We start from the raw sequence: 21101 nt of genomic DNA on the forward strand, positions 1-21101 counted from the left end.
TGGCTGAAAATCGGCGCATAGCATAGCAAATAAGGTGCTTTAAATCAGCCTATACCGGCTTTAAAATCGCCAGAAAAATTATGGCAAACAACAGCAGCACAGGGAATTCGTTAAAGAAGCGGTAAAACTTGCTGCTTTTGCTGTTTTTACCCAGCTTAAAGTCGTTCAATAACTTAAAACAGTAGCCATGGTAGATATAAAGCAGTAGCACCAACAGCAGCTTGTAATGCAACCAATGACTGGCAGCAAACCAGGCCGCGCCATATAGATGAATCAACCAAAGGCCAAACACCAGCGTCAGCACAGCAAAAGGCGTGACAAAATAGAGTAAGCGCCTTTCCATCACTTTAAACTGCGCATCTACGGCCGGATCTTTAGTGTCAGCGTGATAGACAAAGAGCCGTGGCAGGTAAAAAATACCGGCAAACCAGGCCACCATAAAACTGACATGCAACGCTTTAATTACCAGTAATGTATTCATCAGATTAAATTATTCTGTTTAGTTAAAAGGGCACGGACCTGTTCCCAGCGGATCAGACCCAAAAGTTGTTCAGGCTGTTGTGGGTCATAAATATAGACCACGCCGCCTTTTTGTTCGTCCAGCAGAGTGTGCACTTCCGCCATAGATGCCTGATGGCTTAAGCCCTGCAGTGGCTGGCGCATTAAGGTGGATTGCCCTGTCATGGATGCATCCAGATCATAATCGATCAGCAGGAAAGGCTGCTCCGAATTGTCCGTCTTTTGGATCAGCAACTGATGGGCTGGTTTATCGGCCAGAATAGATTCAATTTTGTCGTCATCTGAAGCCGATACCACCAGATACTCTTTATCCAGCATGGCCAGCACGCCAACTTTTTGCAATACATCATCTGCTGGTGCTAATTTGTAGGGAAGTTGTTGCAGTTCCAACTGCAGGACAAAAATGGATTTGTTTTTAAATAGCTGCACAGTAGTGACATAAGCACAGGTAATGACCAGCATGGCTGGCACTATAATATCGGGGTTATAGGACAGCTCCATCACTGCGACCAAAGCGGCTAAAGGTGCGTGCAAGGTTGCGGCCATAAAACCCGCCATACCCAAAGTGGCGTAAGTACCTGATAAACTGGCATCGCCCGACACAAATACGGGTAAAAACGCCAATAAAGTACCAGCCAGAATGCCTATACCAAAGACCGGACCTATCACACCGCCTGGCACAGCCAAACCTACAGCCACAACAGTTAAAAGAAATTTTGCCAGCAAAATAGTCAGTAACAACCAAAATTCAGTGGAAGCGGTGACAGCATAAAATATAGCGCCTGTCTCAGCGCCCATGGCCTGAGGAACGACGTGACCCACTGCAGCAGTAATAGCTGCCGCCAAAAATAATTTCAGCGCTAAATGCCATTTCTGGAACCACTTTAAAATACGCCAGATACTTTGGTTAAAGACATAAGCTGCTGCGCCTATGGCAATACCACAAAGCACCAGGTAAGGCAGGTGCCAACCGCTAATGGAGACAATTTTCAGCGCTGCTAAATCATTGCCCATACCAAACACACCACGGGTCAGCAGGGCGCCAACCACTGATGCCAACATGACAGGCACAAACACATGAATTCGGTATTCCCGCAATACCACTTCCATTACAAAAATAACGGCGGCTAAAGGTGTGTTAAAAGAAGCTGAGATTGCAGCTGCTATACCACAACCGGCCAAAATACGAATACTGTTGTATGGCAGGTGTAAATATTGGCCAAGTAAGCCAGCACCAAAAGCGCCCAAATGCACTGAGGGACCTTCCCGACCCACAGAAAAACCGCTGGTCAGCGCTATGATGCCACCAAAAAACTGGTTAAAGGTATTCCAGAATGGCATTACCCCATATTGGGTTTTAATACGGTGGATCACATAGGCAATACCCATGCGATAATGGGCAAGCCCAACCAACATCGCCATGATGCTGATAAGCACAGCGGCAATAAAAGGCAAAGCCCAGCGATAGCCCTCAGCTATGCCCGAGAAATCATCAGTGCGTTCTAAAAAGAAACTTTGGATGCCAATAATAGTCAGACGGAATAGAAGGATCAGCAACGCGGCTAAAAAGCCCGCCACTATGGCCAACAGGCACAATTGTACTGACGTAAGAGGGAAAGCCAACCGAAGTCGTAATTTTGCTTGCCAGTCCGCTGGTAGTAACATGCTATAGTGTCTGAGTCCGCGATAGGCAAAGTGTAACATAACTATTTGAGTAGGTTGATGAATCGTATGCAGTTTTTGCTCTGGCTCAAAGGTAGCTGGAGACAGGTGTTGATCACCACAGGCCTGATTGGACTTGCAGCTTTGGCCGGGCAGTTATTTGGCAATTATTATTATGTGCAGCAGGTTAATGTGCTGTCATCCAAACTGGAAGAAAGTCAGAAAAAAACCAATAGTCTGACGGCTAATCTGAATGAGCAGTTAAAACAAAATGACTATCTTACGGCTGAGTTAGCAGTAGAAAAAAGTGCAGGTCAACTTATTCAGCAAGAGCTGAAAGCCGAACAGCAAAAGCTGTTTGATACCCGCAAAGATCTGGCTTTTTATCAGCGTATTATTTCCCCCGAATTACAGGCCGACAGTCTGATTATTGATAGTTTCAGCATAAGTCCAGGCGCTTCTACCAATAGCTACAGATTTAATCTGGTACTTATTCAGCAGGACAAACAACGCAATTTTGCTAAAGGCACAGTGGACTTGAAACTGCATGGTTTTGCCGGTGATAAACGCGATACGTTGGATTTATTGCAATTAGCCGGATTCAGCAAAAGTGACAAGGCGTTCAGCTTTAAATACTTTCAGATCATTGAAGGTGAATTTTCACTGCCAGAAGGTTTTAAACCAGAAAAAGTGGATGTGGCCTTAAAGGTGGCTGCTGCCCGCTCGGCCAAGTCGGCTAAGGTCGATAAGAACTTTTTTTGGCCAACAGTACAGCCCAGCGAAATACTTGAATAAATTAGTCAGGTATTAGATAATCCGCGCCCAGTTATACCGGAGGACACATGTCAGAGTTACAGATTCCTATTCAGTTTACCGACGCCGCCGCCAATAAAGTATTGGCCCTGGTCACCGAAGAGGAAAACCCTGAGTTAAAACTGCGGGTTTACATCACAGGTGGCGGTTGCTCAGGCTTCCAGTACGGTTTTACTTTTGATGAGAAAGTAAACGAAGGTGATCTGGTTGTCGAAAAAAATGGCGTGATCATGGTGGTCGACCCAATGAGCCTGCAGTATCTGGCAGGTGGTGTTGTGGATTACACTGACGGTCTGCAAGGTAGCCGTTTTACGGTGCAAAACCCGAACGCAACAACAACCTGTGGCTGCGGTTCCAGCTTCTCCGTTTAGTTCATTTGTAGTATCACCGCGATATAAAAAAGGCTTCTGCAGTGTAGAGGCCTTTTTGGTTTTTACAGTACAACAATCTTCGTTCAGCCCGCAGTCAGACCCTTTGTGGAAACATAGCTACACTAAGTTTGTATAGGTTGCGGTGTTGTAAGTAAAACTGTTCGTTCCTGTTATTCAGACCGGGCGGCAATTAGCCAAATTCTTGCGATAAGTGGCTACTTTTTCAACTCTGCAACTATACGCTCTGAACAACCTATGGTTTAATGAAATGCTTTTTTTGCTTATTGGGACATTCCCTAAGCTTTTGGATTTTTTTTGGCAGGAAGTTTAAGTCGTAAACAAGTAGGCGCTCGTGCGCCGGGAGAACAACAAATGAAAGGTACTAAAAGCGTTATTTCAGATGAAAATAAAAGATTGTGTGTATGGCTGAAGCGTCAGCGTCAGGAAAAAGGCCATACCATGCGTAGTTTGTCTGAAATTTTAGGCACTCCGCATTCTTTTATCGGTAAGGTTGAGAATCAGGAACGTCGTCTTGATGTTGTTGAATATGTTCGTTATTGCCAGGCTCTCGCCATAGATCCTATGGACGGGTTAAAGCAAGTTCTGATTGAAGCTTAATCTGCTTTCATCTGAAAAAAACGCCGCATTAGTGCGGCGTTTTTTTGATCAGTACTAAACAAAGTACAATAGCCGGTAAGCCCATCAAGGCGGTCATGATAAAAAACGCCTGATAATCCAATACCTCCACCCAACCACCAGAAAATCCGCCCAGGAATTTGGGCAATAACAGCATCAGTGAACTAAACAAAGCGTACTGTGTTGCGGTAAAGGCTAAGTTAACTAATGACGACAGGTATGCAATAAAAGCACTGGTGGCTATACCGGCGCTCAGATTATCGGCGGAAATCACAGCAATCAATAAAGGTATGTTGTGACCCTGGGTACTCAGGTAACAATAAAGTAAATTGGTACATGCACTGAGCAACGCGCCCAGCAATAATATCCGTAAAGTACCAAAGCTATTGATCAGCAAACCACCTAAAGCCGCACCAAGTAAGGTCATCAGTACGCCGAATATTTTGGAGACGCTGGCGACTTCTTCTTTACTAAATCCCATATCGACATAAAACACATTGGCCATCACTCCCATTACGACATCAGATACACGATAACAGGCGATTAAACTTAAAATCAGCAAAGCATTCAGACCATGGCGGGCAAAAAAATCAACAAAAGGGCCAACGACAGCCACTTTTAACCAGTTCATTAACTTTTGGCTGACAGAACTTTGAGCCGGGCTAATGTTGATCTGCTGCTCAACAATGGGTTCAGGAGAGAGTAGGGTGGTCAATAATCCTAAAGCCATACAAGCCGCCATTACCAGATAAGTGGATTGCCATGCTTGAAGATCATAACCAGTTTCAGTACTGCTAAATAAAGCTGCTATCCATAAAGTGCCGGCTGATGAGAAGATCATAGCCAGACGATAGCCTGCCAGATAAGCCGCTGCGAGCACTGCCTGCAAACGCTCTGGTGCAGCTTCAATACGATAAGCATCTATAGTGATGTCCTGAGTTGCCGACGCTATAGCCAGCAAGACAGCGCACAACGCCATCCATTTCAGTTCTGTTTGTGGGTCCATGCTGGCCATTAAAAGCACGGCCAGAATAATCAGGCTTTGTGACAAAATCAGCCAGCTGCGCCGACGCCCCAGCCACTGCTTCAGGCCTGGTAAGCTTAAATGATCTATCAGCGGCGACCAGATAAATTTAATGGCATAGACCATAATCACCCAGCTGAAATAGCCTATTTGTTCACGTGAGACCCCTGCTTCCCGGAGCCAGAATGACAATACTCCAAACACCAGCATTAACGGCAAGCCACCGGAAAAACCCAGAATAAAAATGGTCAGTACCCGACGCTGGCAATAGAGTTGTAGTGAAGAGAAAAAAGCAGCAATAGCAGACAAGACGGCAGTCCGTGCAGAAATTAATAAGACCAGCTTACAGCTTCAATAAATTAGATCAAGGTCTTACACCAACACAATAACAAGGCAGCTGACCATAACCATGTAAAAAGCTCAGGCAATACTGTAAGTCGCGGCGAACTTCGCTGTTTTGCTTCAGTTCAGGCTCTGACCAGTATTCAATCTGATACAACAAATGCCAGAACACCTGCTCGCGCAAGGTTTCAGGTCGCCAGCTTCTGACTCGCAACTGCGACCATTCTTCCAGCGTGTCCCAGACGAATAGATGCAGTTCTCTGTGTGGCAAACGACCACGCAGGAAGCGGGAAAGGTAGAAAATCAACTGTCGTGATTTTTGTTCAATAAAGGGCTCTAACATAGGTCTGATCCCTGTCAGAGCTGGCACCGCGCCAGCTCTGTGCGCTCAGGGCAAGTATAGTCGGGCTTTATTGTTCTGGCTGTAAAATCACTTGTTTTAAGATAATTGGCTGTTTAGGCACATTTTGCCAGCCGGTTTTTTCATCAGTATGGGTTTCCAGCAGCTTCATTTTTTCAAGTATTTCAAAGCCATCCTGGATTTGACCAAAAACGGTATAACCCCAGTTTTTACCGGGATCCAGACTTGGATTATCATTCAGATTAAAAAAGAACTGACTGGTTGCACTGTGAGGATCGTTGTTACGAGCCATAGCTATACTGCCAAACTGATTTTTTGCACCATTACCGGACTCGTTAAACACAGCCGGAAATTCGTCTACTGACGCCATATCAGCTTTATAACCACCACCTTGCACCACAAATTCAGGTTCCAGCCGATGAAACACTGTGTTGTCATAGGCCTTGATATTGACGTAACTTAAAAAGTTATTCACCGCCAAAGGCGCTTTGGTTCTGTCCAGTTCGACTATGATATCACCCACTGAAGTGACCAGTTTTACCTTAGGAAACAAGTTGTTTTGTTGTACAAATTTTCCTGTTGGTTTTTTCATATCAACAGCAGCGACAGTTGATACAGACATCAGCGCAAACAAAATTAAACTAATCAAACGCATAACTTAGCCCTTTACGTACGAGTGCCAGCTGCTGTCATTCAGTAACTCAGCCAGCACTTGCTCTGTTAATACCCGTAATTTCACTTCGGCCGCAGCGTTGTCTAACTTAAATGGACCAGAGAAGCTGCTTTTGCCTGCATAGACTTTATCAAAAGAGCCATTGCTGTTTTGAATAGCAATACGCAGTTCCACATCGTTTTTCACCACATGCTCTACTGTGCGTTGATCGGCATCTGCGGATAACTTCAAAATTTGAACCGTCATGGTGGTGACACTGCTGGAGGTCAATTTTGCACCTTGTGCTGTCATCGCGTCCGTTAAGGTGGATTCCAGCTGTTGAGCCAGATTATTGCTGGTTGGCAGGCTGGTGACTGCAGTGCCTTTGCGCAAAAACAGCGTCTGATCAGAGGGGCGTTGATCCACTACAGTTAAAACAAACTCAGCGCCTGCTAAAGTTTTACTTTGGTTCCAGAACACTTGTGGCGTGACTAAAAAAGAAGACGAAGTGCTGCTACAGGCGGCAAGAGCCAGGCTGAAAGCCACCAATACAGAGCGCTTAAGAGAGGACATAGTTATTTCCTTTTAGTTGATTCGAGGATCACAAATTTATTGTTACTGGCAATATGACGACAACCACCGAGCAGTACGGTCATTTTTTCGTAATAAGGCAAATGTCTGTTCGCAACTATACGTAACTTACCACCTGCTTTTAAACAACGTTTGGCATCGTTAAACATCTGCCAGGCAATATGTTCTGTCACAGCCTGCTGTTGATGAAAAGGTGGATTACAAACCACATAATCCAGACTCTGATCGGCCTGGCTGGCTAAACAGTCATCTGTTCTGAACTCGGCCTGAGACATTAGTTCAGGTATGTTGGCTTCAACTGAAGCTTTTGATGATGCCACAGCCATATATGAATCATCGGTAAAAATCACTTTAGCTTCAGGCTGTTGTTTTAATAAGGCGACGCCAAGCACGCCGTTACCACAACCTAAGTCGGCCACCAAAGCGCCTGCATCCAGCACCGGTAAATGTTCCATCAGGAAACGCGCACCTATGTCCAGTTGCTCTTTCGCAAATACATTGGCGTGATTAACCAGCTTCAGCTGATAATCAGGTAATTCCCATTGAATAGGATAAGTAAAGGCACGAGCTTCACCGCGAGGCGTACAATGAATAGTCCTGCATTTTTTCTGAGCCAATGAAGCCTGAGTTGGGCCTAATTCCTGCTCAAAAATAGCCAGTAAGTTTTTATGAATATCTTTGGCTTTGGCTGCTGCGATAATGACTGTATCAGGCCGAACCACCTGACTAAGCTGCTGCAACATAAAGCGCAGATAGCCGTGATTATTTGGTACTTTCAACAGCACCAGATCCAAATCAGCGGGCAAAGCCGTAACACTGTCGATAAAACTGACGCTATCTACAGATAAACCGTTTTGTTGTCTGTTATGTACTGTGGCTTGTTGGCTCAATACAGAATCGTTTTGTTGAATGTGTGGATAGTCACCCAATGCACAGGACAAAGCGCCAAACAAGTCGTGCATCACTACCACTTTTAAGCCAGCGCGTTCATTGAGCAAAGGCAAGGCCTGCTGCAACAGCAATTCATCGGCTGCATCCCAGGCTTGTAAGCTGCGATTACTTTGCCCCAGTGGTAATCTGTCCAGCTGCAGTTGCTTGTCAGCGACGGTAAAAATAGTATTCATGCCATTCAACTTAAAGAAAAGAAGGTTGTATTTTGACACGTGCACACCAGAGCGACAACCATGGATCGTTGCAACACTTTGTATTACCGCAAGCAGAGTTGTTGTTTTGGCCAAAGTGGCTCTCGCCAGAGCAGGCAGACCGCTGTTATCAGCAATTGGCACTGCAACTAAACTGGCAGCAGCCCGCGATAAAAATCTTTGGCAAAGCTGTGCTTATTCCAAGGCAGCAAGTCTGGATGGGAGATCCGCACTGTAGTTATAAATATTCAGGCGTATTATTTGAGCCAGAACCCTGGCATCCTTTGGTCTGGCAACTCACAGACCAGGTGAATCAGCTGTGTCAGACTCGCTTTAATTCGGTGTTGCTGAACTGGTACGCTGATGGTCAGCAGCATATGGGCTGGCATAGTGATGATGAACCTGAACTTGGAAATAATCCTCAGATAGCCTCGTTAAGCTTGGGGCAACAGAGGTTTTTTGATTTAAAACACAAGAACTTAGGTACACAACTTAAACTCGGGTTGGGTCATGGTTCTTTATTGCTTATGGCGGGTCAATGTCAGCAGTATTGGCAGCATAGAGTCCCGAAAATGGCCGCAGCAACAGAAGGGCGTATAAACCTGACTTTCCGTGAAATCAAGCAAAAAACAACTTAATTATATTTTCTCTATGGCAGCAGTCGCTTAGCGGATTTTCCTTCACTTTTGCAAAAAAGCGGGCTGACAAGGTGTAATGCCTTAACTAGAGTAGAGGTGAGGGAGCAATAAAGAGGTTCAGCTATGTTGGTTCATACCGCAATAGAACAGAAGTTATTGAGCGCATTTGATCCTGTGTTCCTTGACGTGGTCAATGAAAGCCATATGCACAATGTGGCACCGGGTTCGGAGTCACATTTTAAAGTCGTGATAGTGACAAATGCCTTTGATGGCATGAGATTGTTAAACCGCCACAGAGCAGTGAATGCAATAGTGGCCGAGGAATTAGCCGAAAAAATTCATGCTTTAGCCTTGCATACCTATACGCCGGGTGAATGGTACGAATATTACGCCGAAAAACCACCGGCATCGCCTAAATGTTTTGGTGGCAGTAAAAGAGAAAAAACTGCCTTACCGGAGTCCTGAGATCCTACTAAGTGAAAGCGTCGTAAGACGCTTTCACTTTATCCTCAGCTGTATTTTGTCTTGTTAATACTGCTCCATATGTGACTAAGTTCTTGTTTTTAAATCCTCAATGCTGCTATTTTTGCTGATCAGACCTGTTTTTTAAGCTAACGGCTTAAACTAGCTGACAATTTTCAACCAACAATAGGTTTTGTTATGGTTATCCAACCTAAAATTCGTGGTTTTATCTGCACTAACGCACATCCGGTCGGTTGTGCTGCCCATGTGCAAGAACAAATTGATTATGTCAAAGCCAAAGGCCCTGTAGCCGGTGGCCCCAAAAATGTATTAGTTATCGGCGCTTCCACAGGATATGGCCTGGCTTCCCGCATTACTTCTGCTTTTGCTTCAGGTGCTAAAACCTTAGGTATCTTTTTTGAAAAAGAACCTACCGAAGGCAAAACTGCTTCTGCGGGTTGGTACAACACTGTGGCTTTTGAACAAGCTGCAGCTGCGGAAGGTTTATGGAACAAACACTTGAACGGTGATGCCTTTACTGACGAATTAAAATCTCAGGCTATTGATTTAATCCGTCGTGAGATGGGCAAAATTGATCTGGTGGTGTACAGCCTGGCAGCGCCACGCCGTAAAGATCCTGTGACTGGTGAAGTGTACAGCTCTGTATTAAAGCCAATAGCCCAGGCTTATACAGCCAAGACCTTAAACACCAGTAAACGTGAAATTGAAAGTGTTTCGGTTGAACCTGCCTCTGACGAAGAAATCTTCAATACAGTGAAAGTAATGGGTGGGGAAGACTGGGAGCGTTGGTTAGATCAATTGCAGGCTGCTGGCGTGTTGGCCGAAGGGTGTCAAACCGTTGCTTACACTTACATTGGTAAAGAGCTGACCTGGCCAATTTATGGCAAAGCCACTATTGGCAAAGCCAAAGAAGATTTAGACCGCGCCGCTACTGCTATCACGCAAAAACTGGATTCGGTAAAAGGCCATGCTTATGTGGCTTCATTAAAAGCTTTAGTGACGCAAGCCAGTTCAGCTATTCCTATTATGCCGCTCTATATCTCTTTGCTATACCGTGTGATGAAAGAGGAAGGCACTCACGAAGGTTGCATCGAGCAGATTTATGGTTTGTTCCAGCAAGCGCTGTACAACAACAACCGTACCTTAGATGAAGGTGGTCGTTTGCGTATGGACGGCAAAGAATTGTCGGATCATATCCAGTCTGCGGTCAAAGATTTATGGGGTCAGGTGACCACAGAAAACATTGATGATCTGACGGACTACAAAGGCTATCACAATGAATTCCTGCGCTTATTCGGTTTTGGCTATAGCCATGTCGATTATGATGCCGATGTGCAGGCTTTATTGCCGCTGAAAAATCTGGTGCAGTAACTTTGAAAAGCCGCTTAATGCGGCTTTTTTTTCAAGAATTTTTGGTTTTTGGCTAATTTCACAGAATTTGAAACCATTGCAGCGACCGGTAAAAGGCAAAGTTAAAAATCTTGTCTACACTGAGCTCAAGTCGGCTGAAATGCCGGATAATTTTGTTGATTAACATAGATAGCACTTATGTTTAGTGCTAGAATCCGCGACTTTGGTACGTGTGTCCGCCACCTGCAACAGAGGTTAGGCTGTTGAGGTCCCGGATGCTACGCGCGGCGAGCAGCCGATTAAACCAGGCCCTGTTTCTTCCCGTTAAAAAGTGCAAGTACGTATGATAAAAATCAAAAAAGGATTGGACATTCCCCTTTCGGGCAGTCCCAAACAAGACATACATGATGGCCCGTCCATCAAACACGTTGCTGTACTAGGCGAAGAGTACGTCGGTATGCGTCCTACAATGCTGGTAGAGATTGGGGACCGTGTGAAAAAAGGTCAGGCTCTTTTTGAAGACAAAAAGAATCCAGGCGTATTTTTCACGGCGTCTGTTGCCGGTACAGTTAAAGAAATCAACCGCGGTGCTAAGCGTGTGTTGCAGTCTGTTGTGATTGAAGCTGAAGGTGACGAATCTGTCGCTTTTGATTCTTTTACCGCTGCAGAACTTGCTTCGTTAACTGTTGAACAAGTGAAGAAGAACTTAACAGGTTCAGGTTTATGGACTGCTTTACGCACCAGACCATTCAGCACTTCGCCAGCTGTTGACAGCACGGCTCGCGCTATTTTCGTCACTGCTATGGATACCAATCCACTGGCTGCTGATCCGACGGTAGTGATAGCACAACGCAGTGCAGACTTCAGCAATGGTTTAACTGTGTTATCCCGTTTGTCTGACAAAGTCTATCTGTGTAAAAAAGCTGGTGCGTCAGTGCCTTCAGTTCCTGCAGTGCAGGTTGAAGAGTTTGACGGTCCACACCCTGCTGGTTTACCAGGCACTCATATCCATTTCCTCGACCCTGTCAGCATTAAAAAAGTGGTTTGGCATATCAACTATCAGGACGTCATTGCGATCGGCGCACTCTTCACTTCAGGTCAACTGAATGCAGAACGTGTGATCTCTTTAGCCGGTCCTGTAGTGAAAAATCCACGTTTAGTGAAAACAGTGTTGGGTGCTTCTATTGCTGAACTGACTGCGGGTGAGCTGCAAGATGGTCAGAACCGTATCATTTCTGGTTCTGTATTATCAGGCGCTGCTGCAGGTGGTGTGCATGGCTATCTGGGACGTTTCCACAACCAGATTTCTGTGTTGGCAGAAGGTTATGACAAAGAGTTTTTAGGCTGGGCTATGCCTGGTTCTGACAAATTCTCTGTGACCCGTGCTTACTTATCTCATTTAAATCCTAAACGCCTGTTTAATATGACCACCAGCACTAATGGTTCGTCCCGTGCCATGGTACCCATTGGTAACTATGAACGTGTGATGCCGCTGGACATTCTGCCAACTCTGTTATTACGTGACCTGTTGGTTGGTGATACAGATGGCGCGGTCTCTTTAGGTTGTTTAGAGCTGGATGAAGAAGATTTGGCGTTATCTACCTTTGTATGCCCTGGTAAATATGACTATGGCGTAGCACTGCGTGATTGCCTGGCGACTATCCAGAAGGAAGGCTAAAAATGGGTTTAAAGCATTTTTTAGAAAGTATTGAGCCGCAATTCGAAAAAGGCGGTAAATACGAAAAGTGGTATGCTTTATACGAAGCTGCTGCAACAATTTTCTATACCCCAGGTCTGGTGACCAAAGCGGGTACTCATGTGCGTGACAGTATCGATCTGAAACGTATTATGATTTTTGTCTGGTTAATGTTATTCCCTGCTTTGTTTTTTGGTATGTTCAATATCGGTCATCAGGCGGTTATCGCGCTGCAGGCTGGTTTTGGTATGCCTGACACCTGGCAGGTGGGCTTGTTCCAGTTACTTGGCGGTGAATTGACTGCCGAATCGGGCTGGGGTAGCAAAATGTGGTACGGCGCCGTTTGGTTCCTGCCTATTTACGCAACTGTCTTTATTGTCGGCGGTTTCTGGGAAGTGTTGTTTGCTTCTGTGCGTAAGCATGAAATCAACGAAGGCTTCTTTGTAACTTCTATTCTGTTCGCCTTAATTCTTCCAGCTTCTATTCCACTATGGCAAGCCGCTTTAGGTATTACCTTTGGTGTGGTTGTAGCAAAAGAAGTCTTTGGTGGTACAGGCCGTAACTTCTTAAACCCTGCGTTAGCTGGTCGTGCTTTCCTGTTCTTTGCATACCCTGCACAGATTTCAGGTGACAAAGTATGGACAGTGGCTGATGGTTATTCAGGTGCAACCTGGTTATCTAAAGCCGTCAACGGTGAAATGTCTGACTGGTCGATTAATGCTCAGTGGTGGGACGCGTTTTATGGTTTTATCCCAGGTTCAGTGGGTGAAACCTCGTTCTTAGCGCTGATGATCGGTGGTTTAGCTTTAATTTACTTCCGTATCGCTTCATGGCGCATTGTGGCCGGTGTAATGGTGGGTACTATTATTTTTGCCAGCATGTTCAACATGATCGGCTCTGAAACAAACGCCATGTTTGCTATGCCTTGGTACTGGCATATTGTGTTAGGTGGCTTTGCTATCGGTATGTTCTTTATGGCAACCGACCCGGTATCTGCTTCTTTCACAAACCCAGGTAAATGGGCGTACGGTATCCTGATTGGTTTTATGGTGGTGATGATCCGTGTGGTTAACCCTGCTTACCCTGAAGGTATGATGTTAGCTATTTTGTTCGCTAACTTATTTGCACCATTGTTTGACTATATGGTGGCTCAGGCGAACATCAATCGGAGGCTTGCCCGTAATGTTTAGTAATAACGATAGTATCGGCAAAACCTTTTTTGTGGTTATTGCTTTATGTTTGGTTTGCGCCATTTTTGTGGCGACTTCAGCTGTTCAGCTGCGACCAAAACAAACTGAAAACAAACTGTTAGATGCCCAGAAAAACATTCTGGTAGCGACTGGCTTGTTATCAGGCGACAACGTCAAAGAGCTGTTCACCAAACATATTCAGGAACGTCTGGTTGATATGAATACCGGCGAGTTTGTGGATATGGACCCGGCTAAATACGATTACCGTAAAGCGATGAAAGCGCCTGAAACCAGTATCAAACTGGAAGGTGCTGACGACAAAGCTTCAATTAAATCACGTGCTAACATTGCGCCGGTTTATTTTGCTTATAACGACGGTATCGAGTCTGGCCAGTTGTCAGCTATTGTTCTGCCAATTCACGGTTATGGCTTATGGTCCACCATGCATGCGTTTTTAGCGTTAGACAAAGATGGCAACACCATCAAAGGTCTGAACTACTATGAGCATGCAGAGACTCCTGGTCTGGGTGGCGAAATCCAGAATCCAAAATGGGTTGCTCAGTTTGTAGGTAAGAAGTTATTTGATGAAGCTGGTAACCCTGCTATCAAAATTCTGAAACCGGGTAATGCGGTTGCAACTTCAGAGCATGATGTAGATGGTTTATCAGGCGCTACGTTAACCAGCAATGGCGTACAACATACGTTTGAGTTCTGGACTGGTGCCAAAGGCTTTGCGCCTTTCCTGACTAAGGTTCGTGATGGAGCATTAAACAATGGCTAGTGCAAAAGAAATTAAAAGCCTTGTCTTCGGACCAGTCTTTGCCAATAACCCTATCGCATTACAAGTATTAGGTATTTGTTCTGCTTTGGCTGTAACTACTAAGCTGGATAAAGCTTTAGTTATGGGTATAGCGCTGACTCTGGTTACGGCGTTCTCGAGCATGTTTATCTCGATGATCCGTAACCATATTCCATCAAGCGTTCGTATCATAGTTCAGATGACCATTATCGCGTCCCTGGTAATAGTGGTGGATCAGGTGTTGAAAGCTTTTGCTTACAACGTAGCTAAAGAGCTGTCGGTATTTGTTGGTTTGATTATCACCAACTGTATCGTTATGGGTCGTGCTGAAGCTTATGCCATGAAAAGCCCACCATTAATGAGCTTTTTAGATGGTATTGGTAACGGTTTAGGCTACACAGTGTTGCTGCTGATCGTTGCATTTATCCGTGAGTTGTTTGGTTCAGGTACTGTGTTTGGTGTAGAAATTCTGCCTCTGATCAGTGCCGGTGGTTGGTATCAGCCTATGGGTCTGTTACTGATGCCTCCAAGCGCTTTCTTTATCATCGGCTTGTTCATCTGGGTTCTGCGGACTTTCCGCCCAGAACAAGTTGAGAAGTAAGGGGACAGAAGATGGAACATTACATTAGTTTATTTGTTCGTGCGGTATTTATCGATAACCTGGCTTTATCGTTTTTCCTGGGGATGTGTACTTTTATCGCCATCTCTAAACAAGTAAAAACAGCTTTCAGTTTAGGTATTGCCGTCACAGTAGTACTGGGTTTATCAGTACCGCTGAACAACATTGTATTTAAGCAATTTTTGGCACCAGGTGCTTTAGACTGGGCTGGTTTTCCAGACACAGATTTAAGCTTCCTTGGCTTTATCGCTTACATCGGCGTAATCGCAGGTTTAGTACAAATCCTGGAAATGTTCCTCGATAAGTACGTACCTTCGTTATACAACGCTTTAGGTATTTTCCTGCCGTTAATCACAGTGAACTGCGCCATTTTTGGTGGTGTAGCTTTCATGGTTGAACGTGATTACAACTTAGCAGAAAGTGCGGTATTTGGTTTAGGCGGCGGTTTAGGTTGGACTCTGGCCATCACATTAATGGCAGCTGTGAGCGAAAAACTGAAGTATGCGGATATCCCTGCGGGTCTGCGTGGTTTAGGTTCTCGTTTTATCATGGTTGGTTTAATGGGGTTAGGCTTTATGTCTTTCTCTGGCGTGTCATTGTAAAAGTTGCTGTAAAAGGAAAAAACAATGCAAGAGATTTATCTTGGCGTTGGGATGTTCACCCTGCTGGTTGTCGCCTTAGTGATTATGATTTTAGTCGCTAAAGCCAAACTGGTATCTTCTGGTGACATCACCATTGGCGTTAATGGCGACCCTAAGTTGGCCATTCAGACAAAAGCCGGCGGCAAATTACTTGGCGCTTTAGCTGATAAAGGTATTTTCCTGTCGTCAGCTTGTGGTGGCGGTGGTTCTTGTGGTCAGTGCCGTGTTCATGTTCATGCAGGTGGCGGCGACGTTTTACCTGTAGAAATGGGCCACCTGACTAAAGGTGATCGTCGTGAAGGCTGTCGTTTAGCTTGTCAGGTCAGTGTAAAAACTGACATGGAAATCGAAGTTGAACCGGAAATCTTTGGTATCAAAAAATGGGAATGTACTGTTATCTCTAACGATAACAAAGCAACCTTTATCAAAGAATTGAAGCTGGCTATTCCAGATGGCGAATCAGTACCTTTCCGTGCTGGTGGTTACATCCAGATTGAAGCTCCGGCTCACCATGTGAAATACGCTGACTTCGATATCCCTGCAGAGTACCGTGGTGACTGGGAACGCTTTAAGTTCTTCACACTGGAGTCCAAAGTAGACGAAGAAACTATTCGTGCTTACTCTATGGCGAACTATCCGGAAGAAGAAGGCATTATCATGTTAAACGTGCGGATCGCGTCTCCGCCGCCAAATAACCTGAGCTTACCTTGCGGTAAAATGTCCTCGTACATCTGGAGCTTAAAAGCTGGCGATAAAGTGACGATTTCTGGTCCATTTGGTGAATTCTTCGCTAAACAAACTGAAGCAGAAATGGTATTCGTAGGTGGTGGTGCTGGTATGGCCCCAATGCGTTCGCATATTTTTGACCAGTTACGCCGTCTGAAATCCAAACGTAAGATGAGCTTCTGGTACGGTGCCCGTTCTAAGCGTGAAATGTTTTATGTTGAAGATTTCGACATGCTGCAAGCTGAAAACGAAAACTTTAAGTGGCACGTGGCCTTATCTGATCCACAGCCGGAAGATAACTGGACTGGCTACACAGGTTTTATTCACAACGTGTTGTTTGAAAATTACCTGAAAAACCACAAAGCTCCGGAAGACTGCGAGTTCTATATGTGTGGTCCACCGATGATGAACAAAGCGGTGATCAACATGCTGAAAGACTTAGGTGTAGAAGACGACAACATACTGTTGGATGACTTCGGCGGTTAAGCTAAAGCAAATTAAAAAATGGGGTCCCTGGGACCCCATTTTTATTTGTCTGCATTTTGTTTTTGCATAGGGATTGTTGCCGAAACTTGTTACAATAGCTGCCTGTAACGGGCAAGCAGGCAGACTGGTTGTTCAACGCTTCTAAGTTTGATGAGGTTGCTATGGAAGTCTTTATTTTTACTTTTATCATCCTGATAGTTGTAGTTGCTGCTATGGCTATAGGCTACATGGTGCAACGTAAAACCATAGCTGGTAGCTGTGGTGGCTTGGGTGCTTTAGGCATCGAGAAGGCCTGTGACTGCGATACCCCTTGTGAAAAACGTCAGCAACGCATGAAAAAAGAACAGGAATGGCAGCAGAATAAAATTATCTGATACTGCGTATTTTTGTTTTATCAACGCCCGTCAAGCCAGCTTTAGCTGGCTTGTCAGTTTTTAGCTACAGGGTTTAAATCTCGCATCCTTTTGTTCTATTGCCTCAAAGCGCCGCGTACTTAATAATGCAGCTCATTATTTTTTTGAGGCCACATTCATGTCTTATCCGCTTGCTATCGCTGTATCTTCTGTTCAGGCTGCACTGAATGACTCCCAATGGGATGCTCTGATTATTGTTGCATCCGATTTTACTGCCGTGACTGAATTACAGTCTGAAATTAATACTGCTGCGGTTATAGATAGCCGTATTGGCAAAGAAACTGTGTTGTTGTTATCAAGCAAAGTACCTGGACAACGTTTAGTGCTTTCACCTACTGGTCCATTGGACAGAGATTACGATGATGTCCGCAGTTTTTATGATGCCGCCAAACAAGGTATCAGTCAGGCCAAAGCCGCTGGTGCTAAATCTCCGGCTTTGTATGTAATAGCACCTGATTCAGATGCCTATCAGTATGCAGCGGAAGTGGCTTATTTAGGTGCCTGTCAGGCCTTGTGGCAACCGCTGGAGGGCCGTGAAGCTCGGGGTGAAGCAGTGATCGAACCTGTCACTCACATTGGCGTAGTCGGGGTCACAGAACATCAGGCGCGTTACATGGATGCTGTTGAGGCAGGCAAACGTGTCGCCCGTGATTTATGTGGTACTGAACCTGAGCGTATGGCACCACGCCGTTTTGCTGATTATTGTGTTGAAACTTTTGCCGGTACTGATGTACAGGTTTCAGTAGAGACCAAAGTGGATACCTTGCAAAAAGATTATCCATTGCTGATGGCTGTAGCCCGCTGCTCGTTGCAGGTTGACCGTCATAAACCTGCAGTGATCCGTCTTGAGTATCAGGGCGAAGGTGATATTGAACAAACTCTGTTATTTGCCGGTAAAGGCCTGGTGTATGACACGGGCGGCGCTGATTTAAAAACAGGTGGCGCTATGGCTGGTATGAGCCGTGATAAAGGTGGTGCTGCGGCAGTGGCTGGTTTTATCAAAACTGTCGCTTTGTTAAAAACCAAAGGCATACGCATCATCGCGGAAATTGGCGCTGTGCGTAACAGCATAGGTTCTGACGCTTTTGTGCCGGATGAAATTATTACCAGTCATGCTGGTGTGAGGGTACGTATTGGTAATACGGATGCTGAAGGTCGTCTGGTACTGGCAGATTTGTTATCGCATTTGCGTGAAGATGCCAAAACTGCGGTCAATCCTACCTTGTATTCTATTGCTACTTTGACAGGTCACGCGGCCCGTGCCGTAGGTCCATACAGTGCTCTGGTTGAAAATGGCGCTGCCCGTCGTCTTGGTTTATCTGCCGATTTAGCTATGGTGGGGGATTTATGGGCCGATCCAAGTGAAATATCCCGCAGTCGTCGTGAAGACTTTAGCTTTATCAAAGGCCGCAGTTCAGCCGATGACTTATTAAGCTGTAACAATGCGCCTTCTTCAGTCACTCCCCGTGGCCATCAGTTCCCTATGGCGTTTTTAGTCGCAGCTGCTGGTTTGGATCAACACGCATTAAATACTGAACAACCATTGCCTTATTGTCATATCGACATAGCTGGCAGTGGTGTGGATGGTGGTGACTGGCAACATGGCAAGCCATCAGCCGCACCAGTGGCAGCTTTGGCCGCTCATTATTGTTTATAGGCCAGAATTTACTTGGCTGTTGAAAGACCCGGGGCTATGCTTCGGGTTTTTGCATTTCTGCATCTGACAAACGGATCTGACCTGATGAAATTTATAGATCGTTATTTTGAGCTGGCTGCGCGCCAGACCAGTATCAAAAAAGAGCTGATTGCTGGTTTAACTACCTTTATGGCGATGAGTTATATCCTGTTTGTGAACCCCAGTATGCTGGCGCAAACCGGCATGGATCATGGGGCAGTGTTTGTCGCGACTTGTCTGGCGGCCGCCTTTGGCTCTATTGCTATGGGCATGCTGGCGAACCTGCCTGTGGCTTTGGCGCCTGGCATGGGCCTGAATGCATTTTTTACTTATGTCATAGTGCTGGAGCAAGGCCATAGCTGGCAGACGGCTTTAGCCGCCGTATTTTGCTCCGGTGTTTTGTTTTTACTGCTAAGTATTTTTAAAATTAGAGAGTGGATTATTCAGAGTATTCCTTTCGCGTTAAAGATGGGTATAGCTGCTGGTATAGGTATGTTTCTGGCGCTGATTGCATTAAAAACTGCCAATATCATAGTGGCCAGTCCAGCCACGCTGGTGACGTTGGGCGATTTGCACGACCCTAAAGTGTTGTTGGCCATAGCTGGTTTTTTCCTGATTTTTGCACTGGCGCATCGCAAACAACATGCAGCTGTCTTTATCAGTATTTTAGTGATCACTGCTATCGCCTGGTGGCGTGGTGACACCAGCTTTACTGGTGTTGTGGCTATGCCGCCTTCCTTAGCTGCTACTTTTTTACAACTGGATTTTGCCTCTGTGTTGCAATGGGCTATGGTGCCGGTGATTTTAAGTTTATTGTTTTTAGATTTATTTGATACCAGCGGTACCTTAGTTGCGGTTAGTCAAAGGGCGGGTTTATTAAAACCCAATGGTGAAATTCCCCGCTTAAAAGGCGCTTTATTGGCCGACAGTTCGGCGACCATTGCCGGTGCTTTAGTAGGCACCTCCACCACCACCAGTTATGTCGAAAGCACGGCCGGAGTCGCTGCAGGTGGCCGTACAGGCTTAACTGCTGTAGTAGTTGGGCTGGCTTTTTTAGCTGCGCTCTGGCTGTCGCCATTAGCTGCTATGGTGCCTGCTTATGCCACAGCCGGAGCCTTGCTTTATGTGGCGACTTTAATGCTTAGCAGCTTGCAGCATGTAGAGTGGAACGATTTGATCGAATCCGTGCCAGTAGTCGTAGTTCTGGTGATGATGCCGCTGACCTTTTCTATCGCTGATGGCATAGGTATGGGATTTATTACTTATGCTGTGCTTTGTTTAGTGACAGGGCGTTTGTCCAAAACGACATTAAGCGTTTGGGTATTAACCGCAGTTTTTGCTGCTAAATTTTTCTTTGCATAAGGGAAGGTATGAAAAAAGTTATAGTTTTATTGGCATTGATGTTATCCACTGCTGTTGTTGCAGAGGATAAAGTGCAGGTCATAAGCACTGAATTAGCCCCGCATTTGTATATGATTAAAGGGGCGGGCGGTAATATGGCTGCTGTAGTGGGCCCTGAAGGTGCGCTGGTGGTGGATTCGCAGTACGAACATATGGCACCTCAAATCAAGGCGGAGCTTGAAAGCAAACAAGCTGGTGTACAAATTAAAACGCTGATCAATACCCATTTTCACGGTGATCACGTCAATGGCAATGCCGCTTTAGCTTCTGGTGCTCAGATTATTGCCCATACTAATGTATTAACCCGATTAAAAGCTGACAGCAAATTCCCGGTGGCGGGTTTGCCGACAGAAACTTTTGTCGGTGAAAAAGCCCTTCATCTTAACGGCGTAAACCTAAAGCTGGTCACTATGCCAGTCAGCCATACTGATGGCGATTTAGTAGTCTGGTTTAAAGATGCCAATGTGTTGCATACGGGCGATTTGTTTTTTGCTGACCGTTTTCCTTTTATTGACCTAAAGAGTGGTGGTTCAGTGACGGGTTATATCAACAACGTCAAACTGCTGCTCAGTCAAATCGACGATAAAACGAAGTTAATCCCTGGCCATGGTGATTTAATGGATAAGGCGGGTTTACAGCGCTTTTTAACTATGATGGAACAAACACTGGCTGAAGTGAATGCGCTGAAAGCACAGGGAAAAACTGAAGATCAAATTGTCGCACAGGGGTTATCAGCACAGTGGAAAAGCTGGAGCTGGAACTTTATTACCGAAGAGCGTTGGATCCGCACGCTATTTAAAGCTTAGTCTTGTAGTTCGGGAGCGCTCTGGGTATGCTTTGGCATCGAACAGAGCGCTTTTAGGGTTTAAAT

At 45.4% G+C, this 21101-nt stretch carries 23 protein-coding genes; 16 read left to right on the plus strand and 7 right to left on the minus strand.

The genetic code is table 11. The annotated features are described in order from the left end of the window. Positions 1-49: 49 nt before the first annotated feature. Both LSG34_RS05330 and LSG34_RS05335 read right to left on the minus strand, forming a co-directional pair. Entirely contained in the window at positions 50-481 is a 432-nt protein-coding gene (locus LSG34_RS05330; protein ID WP_233007799.1) for a CopD family protein, read from the minus strand. Further along, positions 481-2184, minus strand: coding sequence for a chloride channel protein (locus LSG34_RS05335; protein WP_233007800.1), 1704 nt, complete (start codon positions 2182-2184; stop codon positions 481-483). The genes LSG34_RS05330 and LSG34_RS05335 overlap by 1 nt, the downstream gene beginning before the upstream one ends. A gap of 57 nt (positions 2185-2241) precedes the next feature. On the opposite strand from LSG34_RS05335, the gene LSG34_RS05340 reads away from it, so the two are divergent. From LSG34_RS05340 to LSG34_RS05350, 3 genes are all read left to right on the plus strand, one after another. Beyond that, positions 2242-2976, plus strand: coding sequence for a DUF6776 family protein (locus LSG34_RS05340; RefSeq protein WP_233007801.1), 735 nt, complete (start codon positions 2242-2244; stop codon positions 2974-2976). A 47-nt stretch (positions 2977-3023) separates the two neighbouring features. Further along, complete coding sequence (gene erpA / locus LSG34_RS05345; RefSeq protein WP_233007802.1) at positions 3024-3365, plus strand: iron-sulfur cluster insertion protein ErpA; 342 nt, start codon at positions 3024-3026, stop codon at positions 3363-3365. A 372-nt stretch (positions 3366-3737) separates the two neighbouring features. Then, positions 3738-3983 carry a helix-turn-helix domain-containing protein gene (locus LSG34_RS05350; protein ID WP_008897260.1) on the plus strand — a complete coding sequence of 82 codons (246 nt, stop codon included), beginning with the start codon at positions 3738-3740 and terminating at the stop codon, positions 3981-3983. Between the two features lie 28 nt (positions 3984-4011). Here the strand turns inward: LSG34_RS05350 and LSG34_RS05355 are convergent, their stop codons facing one another. The 5 genes from LSG34_RS05355 to LSG34_RS05375 form a co-directional block, all read right to left on the minus strand. Then, a complete protein-coding gene (locus LSG34_RS05355) occupies positions 4012-5334 on the minus strand; it encodes an AmpG family muropeptide MFS transporter (protein WP_233007803.1) in 1323 nt (440 codons plus the stop codon). 55 nt (positions 5335-5389) lie between these two features. Beyond that, the gene (locus tag LSG34_RS05360) at positions 5390-5710 is read right to left on the minus strand and encodes a hypothetical protein (protein WP_233007804.1); all 321 of its coding nucleotides are present in this window, start codon (positions 5708-5710) and stop codon (positions 5390-5392) included. A gap of 67 nt (positions 5711-5777) precedes the next feature. Then, entirely contained in the window at positions 5778-6383 is a 606-nt protein-coding gene (locus tag LSG34_RS05365; protein WP_233007805.1) for a peptidylprolyl isomerase, read from the minus strand. Between the two features lie 3 nt (positions 6384-6386). Further along, complete coding sequence (locus tag LSG34_RS05370) at positions 6387-6953, minus strand: YajG family lipoprotein (RefSeq protein ID WP_233007806.1); 567 nt, start codon at positions 6951-6953, stop codon at positions 6387-6389. Between the two features lie 2 nt (positions 6954-6955). Beyond that, positions 6956-8095, minus strand: coding sequence for a methyltransferase (locus tag LSG34_RS05375; RefSeq protein WP_233007807.1), 1140 nt, complete (start codon positions 8093-8095; stop codon positions 6956-6958). 32 nt (positions 8096-8127) lie between these two features. On the opposite strand from LSG34_RS05375, the gene LSG34_RS05380 reads away from it, so the two are divergent. The 13 genes from LSG34_RS05380 to LSG34_RS05440 all read left to right on the plus strand — a co-directional run bounded on the left by LSG34_RS05380 (position 8128) and on the right by LSG34_RS05440 (position 21036). Then, entirely contained in the window at positions 8128-8751 is a 624-nt protein-coding gene (locus LSG34_RS05380) for an alpha-ketoglutarate-dependent dioxygenase AlkB family protein (protein WP_233007808.1), read from the plus strand. 123 nt (positions 8752-8874) lie between these two features. Continuing rightward, positions 8875-9216: a BolA family protein gene (locus tag LSG34_RS05385; RefSeq protein ID WP_233007809.1), complete on the plus strand. Its 342-nt coding sequence runs from the start codon at positions 8875-8877 to the stop codon at positions 9214-9216. 195 nt (positions 9217-9411) lie between these two features. Beyond that, positions 9412-10605: an enoyl-ACP reductase FabV gene (gene fabV, locus LSG34_RS05390; protein WP_233007810.1), complete on the plus strand. Its 1194-nt coding sequence runs from the start codon at positions 9412-9414 to the stop codon at positions 10603-10605. 322 nt (positions 10606-10927) lie between these two features. Continuing rightward, on the plus strand, positions 10928-12262 hold the full coding sequence (locus LSG34_RS05395) for a Na(+)-translocating NADH-quinone reductase subunit A (protein WP_233007811.1): 1335 nt from the start codon (positions 10928-10930) through the stop codon (positions 12260-12262). Positions 12263-12264: 2 nt separating this feature from the next. Further along, positions 12265-13470, plus strand: coding sequence for an NADH:ubiquinone reductase (Na(+)-transporting) subunit B (locus LSG34_RS05400; RefSeq protein ID WP_233007812.1), 1206 nt, complete (start codon positions 12265-12267; stop codon positions 13468-13470). After that, positions 13463-14251, plus strand: a complete 789-nt coding sequence (locus tag LSG34_RS05405; protein WP_233007813.1) for a Na(+)-translocating NADH-quinone reductase subunit C — start codon at positions 13463-13465, stop codon at positions 14249-14251. Before LSG34_RS05400 ends, LSG34_RS05405 begins: the two co-directional genes overlap by 8 nt. After that, entirely contained in the window at positions 14244-14870 is a 627-nt protein-coding gene (locus LSG34_RS05410; protein WP_053425651.1) for an NADH:ubiquinone reductase (Na(+)-transporting) subunit D, read from the plus strand. The genes LSG34_RS05405 and LSG34_RS05410 overlap by 8 nt, the downstream gene beginning before the upstream one ends. An 11-nt stretch (positions 14871-14881) precedes the next feature. Further along, positions 14882-15490 carry an NADH:ubiquinone reductase (Na(+)-transporting) subunit E gene (gene nqrE / locus LSG34_RS05415; RefSeq protein WP_233007814.1) on the plus strand — a complete coding sequence of 203 codons (609 nt, stop codon included), beginning with the start codon at positions 14882-14884 and terminating at the stop codon, positions 15488-15490. Positions 15491-15514: 24 nt separating this feature from the next. Next, a complete protein-coding gene (gene nqrF / locus LSG34_RS05420; RefSeq protein ID WP_233007815.1) occupies positions 15515-16741 on the plus strand; it encodes an NADH:ubiquinone reductase (Na(+)-transporting) subunit F in 1227 nt (408 codons plus the stop codon). A gap of 128 nt (positions 16742-16869) precedes the next feature. Continuing rightward, entirely contained in the window at positions 16870-17115 is a 246-nt protein-coding gene (gene nqrM, locus LSG34_RS05425) for a (Na+)-NQR maturation NqrM (RefSeq protein ID WP_233007816.1), read from the plus strand. A gap of 157 nt (positions 17116-17272) precedes the next feature. Continuing rightward, positions 17273-18811 (plus strand): M17 family metallopeptidase, encoded by a 1539-nt coding sequence (locus LSG34_RS05430; RefSeq protein WP_233007817.1) that lies wholly within the window; start codon positions 17273-17275, stop codon positions 18809-18811. Between the two features lie 84 nt (positions 18812-18895). Then, entirely contained in the window at positions 18896-20191 is a 1296-nt protein-coding gene (locus LSG34_RS05435) for an NCS2 family permease (RefSeq protein ID WP_233007818.1), read from the plus strand. A gap of 8 nt (positions 20192-20199) precedes the next feature. After that, positions 20200-21036, plus strand: coding sequence for an MBL fold metallo-hydrolase (locus LSG34_RS05440; RefSeq protein WP_233007819.1), 837 nt, complete (start codon positions 20200-20202; stop codon positions 21034-21036). The last annotated feature ends 65 nt before the right edge of the window (positions 21037-21101 follow it).

Source organism: Rheinheimera faecalis (assembly GCF_021290965.1).
GTDB lineage: Bacteria > Pseudomonadota > Gammaproteobacteria > Enterobacterales > Alteromonadaceae > Pararheinheimera > Pararheinheimera faecalis.